At 75.2% G+C, this 7,760-nt stretch carries 7 protein-coding genes; 4 read left to right on the top strand and 3 right to left on the bottom strand.

The genetic code is table 11. The features are described from left to right. Nucleotides 1–44 precede the first annotated feature (44 nt). From ACXAHD_RS06970 to ACXAHD_RS06980, 3 genes are read left to right on the top strand one after another with little or no spacing between them, the layout of a single operon-like run. A complete protein-coding gene (locus ACXAHD_RS06970; protein WP_289212855.1) occupies nt 45–488 on the top strand; it encodes a hypothetical protein in 444 nt (147 codons plus the stop codon). Further along, a complete protein-coding gene (locus tag ACXAHD_RS06975; RefSeq protein ID WP_289212856.1) occupies nt 485–1,468 on the top strand; it encodes an MFS transporter permease in 984 nt (327 codons plus the stop codon). The genes ACXAHD_RS06970 and ACXAHD_RS06975 overlap by 4 nt, the downstream gene beginning before the upstream one ends. Nucleotides 1,469–1,472: 4 nt before the next feature. After that, entirely contained in the window at nt 1,473–1,883 is a 411-nt protein-coding gene (locus ACXAHD_RS06980; RefSeq protein ID WP_289212857.1) for a thiol-disulfide oxidoreductase DCC family protein, read from the top strand. Between the two features lie 62 nt (nt 1,884–1,945). Here ACXAHD_RS06980 and ACXAHD_RS06985 read toward each other — a convergent pair whose 3' ends face one another. From ACXAHD_RS06985 to ACXAHD_RS06995, 3 genes are read right to left on the bottom strand one after another with little or no spacing between them, the layout of a single operon-like run. Further along, nucleotides 1,946–2,584 carry a hypothetical protein gene (locus tag ACXAHD_RS06985; protein ID WP_475049236.1) on the bottom strand — a complete coding sequence of 213 codons (639 nt, stop codon included), beginning with the start codon at nt 2,582–2,584 and terminating at the stop codon, nt 1,946–1,948. Next, entirely contained in the window at nt 2,581–4,431 is a 1,851-nt protein-coding gene (locus ACXAHD_RS06990) for a dynamin family protein (RefSeq protein ID WP_289212859.1), read from the bottom strand. The genes ACXAHD_RS06985 and ACXAHD_RS06990 overlap by 4 nt, the downstream gene beginning before the upstream one ends. Beyond that, nucleotides 4,428–5,981: a dynamin family protein gene (locus ACXAHD_RS06995; RefSeq protein WP_281554917.1), complete on the bottom strand. Its 1,554-nt coding sequence runs from the start codon at nt 5,979–5,981 to the stop codon at nt 4,428–4,430. Before ACXAHD_RS06995 ends, ACXAHD_RS06990 begins: the two co-directional genes overlap by 4 nt. 213 nt (nt 5,982–6,194) lie before the next feature. On the opposite strand from ACXAHD_RS06995, the gene ACXAHD_RS07000 reads away from it, so the two are divergent. Continuing rightward, nucleotides 6,195–7,760, top strand: a 1,566-nt coding sequence (locus ACXAHD_RS07000) for an ATP-binding protein (RefSeq protein WP_475049240.1), incomplete at its 3' end; no start/stop codon positions are given.

The following is a 7,760-nucleotide window of genomic DNA, read 5'->3' on the forward strand; positions in this document are numbered from 1 at the left end:
CCGCACGGCCCCGACCGCCCCGGCCGGTCCGGTACAGTGCGCCGGTGCAGACCGACACCCTGACGGCGGCCGGCCGTCTGGTCCGTGCGTCGGCCGCCGTCGTGGTGTTCGCACTGCTGACCGCAGGCACATTGTGGGGCACCGACGACCATTTCCCGTTCGGACCGTTCAGCATGTACGCCGGCGTCAACGGCCCGAACGACCCGGCGCCGGACACCCGGGTCGAAGGCGTCGACGTCACCGGACGGACCCTGGTGCTCAACGAACACAACGCCGGGGTGCGCCGCGCGGAGGTCGAAGGACTCGAATCGGCCTACGTCGACGACCCGGGACGGCTCGAACTGATCGCCGACAGCTACGCGCGGATGAACCCGGACGCGCCGCCGATCGTACGGGTAACCGTGATCGTGCGGCTGCACGAGATCCGCAACAGTTCCCTCACCGGGCGGTGGCACGACGAGACCCGCGCCGAATGGGATCGGCCGTGATCAGCCGCTGGTTGTTCGCCGCCGTCCCGCTCGGGCGGGTCGCCGCGCTGCGGACCGTCACCTACCTGTTCATTGTGTTCGACCTGCTGGTCTACATGTCGTGGGTGCGTGCCCGCGGTGACGTGCCGGCCGAACTGTACGAGCCGCTGGCGTTCGCCCGGGTCCTGCACCTGCCGGCACCGACAGGTGTCGTCGTCGATCTCATCTGGTGGTCGTTGCTGCTGCTGGCGCCCCTGGCGGCGACCGGCCGGTTCCCGCGGGCACTCGGCTGGTCGGTGTTCACGTTCTACTTCGCGTGGCTGATCGTCGCGATGAGCTACGGCAAGGTCGACCACGACAAGTTCGCGTTCCTGCTCGCGCTCGCCGTGCTGCCCACCGTCGGCGCCGCCCGGCACGGCGACGACCGGCCCAGCCAGGCCGCCGGCTGGTCACTGCGGATGATCCAGATCGCCGTGGTGTGCACCTACTTCCTCGCCGCGTACGCGAAGATCCGCTTCGGTGGCTGGGGCTGGATGACCGGCAGCGTCCTGGCCCGCGCGTTCCTGCGGCGCGGCTCGGAGTTCGCCGACCTGATCGCCGCCGTGCCGTACGCCCTGATCGCCGCCCAGATCGGCATCGTCGTGTTCGAGGCGCTCAGCCCGCTGGTCTTCCTGACCCGGGGTCGGCTGCGGTACGCGGTCGTCGGCTTCTTCTACTCGTTCCATCTGCTGTCGTTCGCGACGATCTCCATCTCGTTCGCCCCGCACCTGGTGGCGATGGGCGCGTTCCTGCCGCTGGAGAAGGTCCGGCCGGTCGTGTGGGCGCGGCGGCTGGCCGGCCGCCACCGCAGCGCCGACCCGGACCGGCCCGACGGTGACGGCGGCCACGATCCCGGGCCGGGCGGTGAACCGCCGCGCCTCGCCGGCCCCGGCGCCGACACGTCGGCTGTGCGGGATCGGACACATCCGGTGGCACCGGCTGGCGCCGACGCGGGACAATGATCGTATGAGTGACGCCAGCGCACCCTCGGGCACCTTCGTCTACGACGGCGACTGCGCGTTCTGCACCATGTGCGTCCGGTTCATCGAACGCCGGGTGCCCAACGACGCCACCGTCGCGCCGTGGCAGTGGACCGACCTGGCCGCCCTGGGCCTGACCCGCGACCAGGCGGTGACCGCCGTGCAGTGGGTGCCGGCCGACCGGGCCGGCTCCGCCGCAGGGCCGGCGGCGATCGCCGCGCTGCTGCGCACCAGCAACCCGCTGTGGCGGGCCGCCGGCGCCGTCCTCGGGCTGCGGCCGGTCACCGCCCTGGCCTGGCCGGTGTACCGGTGGGTCGCCGACAACCGGCACCGGCTGCCCGGCGGCACCGCCGCCTGCGCCGTACCGCCCGCTGCGGCACCGACCCCGACGCACTGACCACCCGACCCGCTGCCTGCCCGGTCGGCTGACCGACCGGGCCGGGCCCTGATCCCGGCCGGTCAGCTCCCGGACCAGAACCGGGCCAGCGTGCCCGTCGCCGGGTCGTCGCTGGCCAGCAGCGCCGCCCACAGGTCACCGCCGGCGGCGGCGTCCGCCCCCGCGTAGCCGGCCAGGTCGACCGGGTCGACCGGCGTGACGTGCGGCACGGCGGCACCGACCGGGCCGCCGTCGCCGAGCAGCTGCGGATCCGCCCACGGCCAGCCGTCCACCGGCGTCGGCACCCCCGCCGGATCCAGTGGCGGCGGGAACTGCGCCTCCGGCCACCCGTCGGCGCCCGCCGGTGCGTCCGGGTCGACGCCGGGCGGCGGGTCCGCCGCACCGAAACCCTGCTCCGCCGCCGGCTCCGCACCGAACCCGGCGTCCACCGGCTCCGCCGGGTCCGCGCCGGACAGGTCGTCGCCGTAGCCCAACGCCGGCACCGCGTCACCCCCGCCGTACCCGCCGCCGGTGGTGTCGTCGCCGGACAGGTCGTCGTCGACCGGCGGATCGGCGGCCCCGAACCCCTCCACCGGGTCGGCCGCGCCGAACCCTTCCACGGCCGGGTCACCCGACCCGTCGACCGGGCCGCCAAGGTCGGCGGTGTCGGCGTCGTCACCAACCGGGTCGTCCCCGGTCCAGTCACCGAACTCGCTGGTCATCGCGGCACCGCCTCCGCTGTCGGGGTCAACACCCGGGCCCGGGCCAGCACCTCGTCGACCTGCTTCACCCGCGCCCGGACGGCGTCGCGGCGGGCCTGCGCGGCCGACCGTCGCCGCGCCCGGTCCGCCTTGTCCCGCGCCAACGCCGCGTCGATGTCGGCGATGTGCGCGTCCAACTGCGCCAACCGCCGCTCCACGGCGTCGTCCAACGCCACCGTCAACGCGTACTGCAGGTCGGTGAACCGCTGCGCCAACTCGTCGGTCAACGCCGCCCGTGCCTCCCCGAGCACCTCCCGAAGCCACACCCGGGCCTGCTGCCGGTCGCTGGCGACCCGCCGCCGGAACAGGATGAACGCGCCGGCGGCCAACCCCAGACCGAGACCGGCGACCGGGATCAGCAGGCCACCGCCGACCAACGCCCCGGCACCCAACGCCGACGCGCCCGCCGCGACCCCCCGGCCGGCCATGAACGCCATCCCGCCGGCCGACAACGCCACCATCACGTTGTCACCGCCGCCACCGTCACGCCGTGGCCGGGTCGCCAACGCGTGCCGCAACGTGCCGTTGATCCGCTGCAGCACGAACTGCAACTCGGCCGGCGCGAACACCTGCGCCAACGTCCGCTCGGCGACCTTGTGGAACCGGAACCGCAGATCGTAGGACAACTGCAGCGACAGCGCGTGCAACGCCCGGTCCACCTCGGCCGGCAGGTTCTTCAACGTCTCACCGCGGGCGGCGTCGATCCGGGTCAGGAACTGCTCCTGCAACCCGCCGACCGCGGTCCGCAGCCGCCCCGTCGCCTCCACCCGGGCCCGCTGCGTCTCCGTGTTCAACGCCAACGACCACTGCCGCGCCTCGGTCCGTTTCCGCGCCGCCAACCCGGCCCGGTCCCGTTTCGCCCGCTCCACCTCGGCCGGATCCGGGTCACAGGCGGCGACCCGCTCACCGGCGGCCAGATCCAGCCGGACCAGTTCGCTGCGCACCGTCCGCAGCACGTTCGCCTGGGCCAGCAGATGCCCGTTGCCGGCCAACCCCACCAACGCGTGCTGCAGCGGCGCCACCCGCGACTCACCGACCAGCTCACCGGCGGCCTCCGCCGGCAGCGTCAACGCCAACTCGGCCAGCCGCGCCGACACCGGGAACCAGGCGGCGGACGCGAACCTCGGCGCGTGCGCCTGCAGCTGCGCCCGGTTGTCGGCCAGGATCGTCCGCCACCCCGGATAGGCGTCGACCTTCGTCAACGCGAACACCACCACGTCGACCCGTTTACTCGCCTCGATGAGGAAGTCCAGCTCCGGCCGGGTCAACGGCGTCGACGCGTCCACCACGAACAGCAGAGCCGCCGCCCGTGACACCGCGTCCAACGCGATCTCGGTGTGCGCCGGATCCAGCCCGCCGGCACCGGGGGTGTCCACCAGCGTCAGATACTGCAGCAGCGGCGCCGGGCAGGTCACCGCGATCCGCCGGGGCGGGCGCATCCCGTCCGGCAGCGCCGCCACCGTCGCCCAGTCCGCCAGCCGGTCCACCGGCACCGGCACCGGCTCGTCGTGGCCCGGCGCGTACGCCTGCGCCGACGTCATCGCCCCGTGACCGAACTCCAGGTACGCCGACGTCGCCACCGCCGCGTCCACCGGCGACAGGCCGGTCACCCCGATCAACGCGTTCACCAGTGAACTCTTGCCGCGCTTCGTCTCACCGACGACCACCACCGACGGCCGGGTCACCTCCCGGCGCCGCTGCGCGTCGATCTCCGCCGCCGCGTCCGCGTCGACGGTGCGGACGAACCCGAGACACGTGTCGACCGCCCCGGACAGCAGCGCACCCAACGCCGCCGGGCCGCCGCTCACCGCGACACCGCCCGCGCCTGCTGCGACAGCAGATGAAACCCCCGGTGGGCGACCAACGCCACCCGCGACTGCGTCGGCGACGCCCCGGCGACCGCGAACACCCGCCACCGGGTCGCCGCCTCCACCGCCGCCGCCGACAACTCCTGCGCCGACGCCGACGGCAGCTCCAGCACCCAGCGCGGATCCGCCGACAACGCCAACCGGGTCAACTCCCGCTCCATCGGCTCCGGCAGCTCCACCGCGCCCGTCGTCACCTGCTGCGCCACCTCCAGCAGCCGCAGCCGGTGGTACTCCGGCTGGTGCAGCAGCCGCTCGACCGCGTCGCGCAGCAGCTCCCGGTCACCCGGATGCGCCGTGTGGCTGGCCACCTTCTCCAGGCACGACAACGCCCACCCGGCCTTGATCGCGTCGGTACGCCACCGGAACGCCTCGTCCAACGTGTGCCGCAGCCGCGCGAACCCCGACGCCGCGTACAACGCCCGCACCAGATCCCCCGACGCCAACTGCGGTGACGCCTGCAGCTGCGCCACCGCGAACCCCACCCCGTACAGGTCCAGCAACGCCAGCAGCCGCTCACGCTGCCGGCGCGGCACCGGAGCCTCCCGCGACACGAACAGGTCGACCGACGCCAGCAGCACCGCCCGCTGCGCCGCCGGCAACCCGGCCAACGTCCGCAGCGCCTCACAGTCGGCCGCCGTCAACCGGCCCGCCTCGGTCGTCTCCGCCAACAGCCCCACCGTCGGCACCACATCGGACACCACCCGCCGCAGCACCCGGGTCTGGTCGGCCGACAACGGCGCCGCCACCGGCCACGGATCCGCCCCACCGGCCACCAACTTGTCGACCTTGTTGAACAGGCCCACCGAGTTGATCGGACTGCTCGACAGCCGCGCCGACACCGACCGGAACGCCTCCAACGCCCGCACGTCGTCGTCGCGGACCGCCTGGGTGAACACGTACACGATCGCCTCGGCCCCGGACACCGCCCCGACCGAGTCACCGTCGATGCCGGCGTCGAACGGCGCCGTGTCGTCCACCACCGGGCCGCCGCCACCGCCCGGCGCACCGGCCTGCCCGGCGAACAGGAACTGCCGCGCCGACTCGCTCACCCCGGCGCTGGTCGACGACAACCCCGGCGTGTCGATCACCGTCATTTCCCGCAGCCGGTCACTGGTCAACGTAACGTCGACGAACGCGACCTGCGCCCGCGGCACCCCCAGCCGCTGCGGAATCACCCCCGTCGCGTCCAGCGGCAGGCTCACCCGGGTGCCGTCCCGGCGTACCACGTCGACCCGGTCGGCCGTGCCGTACCGGAACTGGGTCACCACCCGGGTGCACTCACCCACCTCGGTCGGCGCCACCCGCCGCCCGATCAACGCGTTCACCAGCGTCGACTTACCGGCCTTCAATCGGCCGGCGATCGCCACCCGCAGCGGCTCGTCCAGCCGCCGCCGCACCCGCAGCACCTCACCGCCGACGGCCGCGCTCACCCGGGGACCCACTTCGTCACACAACGCGGCGACCCGGCCACTCAACGGACCGGCGTTCATGGCCGACCCCCCGCCGCCCGGTCAACGGCGACGACGGGCATCCGACGGCGGCACACACTCATCTCGCTGGTCGTCCTCCCGACAGCACGGCATCCGGTGGTGCGCCCACCACCGGCATCCACCGTACGAATATCCTCACCGGCGCAGGATCCCATGTTCGTGCCAACCTCGCCCGGCGGGGCCACGAGCCGTAGCAGCGGGGGAGGAGGACAAGTGCGGCACCCAGCCGGCGGACACCCCGCCCGCACCCGACCCGACGGCACCACCGCCGGCGGCAGCGTCCCCACCGGGACCGTCGCCGACGCCGTGACCGCCGCCACGCAACGGCTGACCCGCCCCGGGATCGTCGTCCTGACCGGGCCACCCGGCTGCGGACGCAGCACCCTGCTGCGCCGGGTCGCCGCCGCAGCCACCGGGCCCGTCCACACCGGCGGCGGCCTCGCCGCCCTCAGCCACGTCCCGGCGTTCCCCCTCAGCCACGCCCTGCGGGTACGGCTGCCCGGCCACGACACCGCGCTGCTCGCCGAAGCCGTCCGCTCCCGGGTCCGCCACGGCCTGCTCGTCCTCGACGACCTGCAGTGGGCCGACCCGGCGACCGTCGCCGCCCTGCCCGGCATCGCCCGGCACTGCCGGGTCGTCGCCGCCCTGCGCACCCCGCACCAACTGCCCGACGCCGCGCTCGACCCGCTGCGCGGCGACACCGGCCTGTGGCTGACCGTGCCGGCACCCGACCCGGACACCCTCGCCGACCTGATCCGCCGCACCGCACCCGCACTCGACCCGACCACCGTCGCCGCGGTGGCCCGCCACGCCGGCGGCAACCCGCTCGCCGCCACCGCCCTGGCCCGCCACGCCGCCCGCACCGGCACCCCACCCACCGCCGGCGTCCCCGGCGGCGGCGACCTCGACCAGGTCGGCTACGCCGTCGCCGCCGCACTGGCCGCCCTCACCCGCCCCGCCCGCACCGCACTGGCCGCCCTCGGCCTGCTCGGCCACGGCGCCCCAGCGGCCCTGCTCGGCGACGGCGTCACCGAACTCGCCGCCGCCGCCCTGGTCCACACCGCCGCCGACGACCTGGTCACCCCGACCTCGCCGTACCAGGCCGCCGTCGCCGCCGGTCTGCTCGACGACCCGGCCCGCCGCGCCCTGCACCGCCGCCTCGCCGACCTCGTCACCGACCCGCTGGCCGCCGCCCGGCACCTCGCCGCCGCCGGTGACACCACCACCGCCTACCGGCGGGCGGTCACCGCCGCCGACACCGCCGCTACCGGCGGCGCCCGCGCCGAGCTGCTGCTGTTCGCCAGCGCACAACCCGACGCCACCGAACCGGTCCGCCGCGCCGCCGCTTCGGCCGCGCTGACCGCCGGGCGGCCCCGCCGCGCCGCCGACCTGCTCACCGGTGGCGCCCTGCCCACCCCCGACACCGCCGTGCTGCGCGCCGAGGCACTACTGCAGGCCGGCAAACCGACCGCCGCCCGCGCCGCCGCCGCGCCGGTGCCCGACGACGCCCCACCACCGGTGGTCGCCGCCCGCGACCGGGTCCTGCTGCTCGCCGACCTGGCCACCGACCCCACCTCCGCCGCCGCCCGCGCCACCACGATCACCCGCCGGCACGGACCCGAACCGGCCCACCTGGGGCTACGTGCCGCACTCGCCGCCACCGCCGCCGCCGGACGCCGACCCGGCTGGGAGTACGCCCTCGCCGGCACCGCAGCGGCCGCCGGCGCCGCCGGTGACATGCTCACCGCCCGGTGGACCGCCTGGCATCTGGTGCAGACC

The sequence above is a fragment of the Micromonospora sp. ABR4_055 genome (assembly GCF_056160425.1).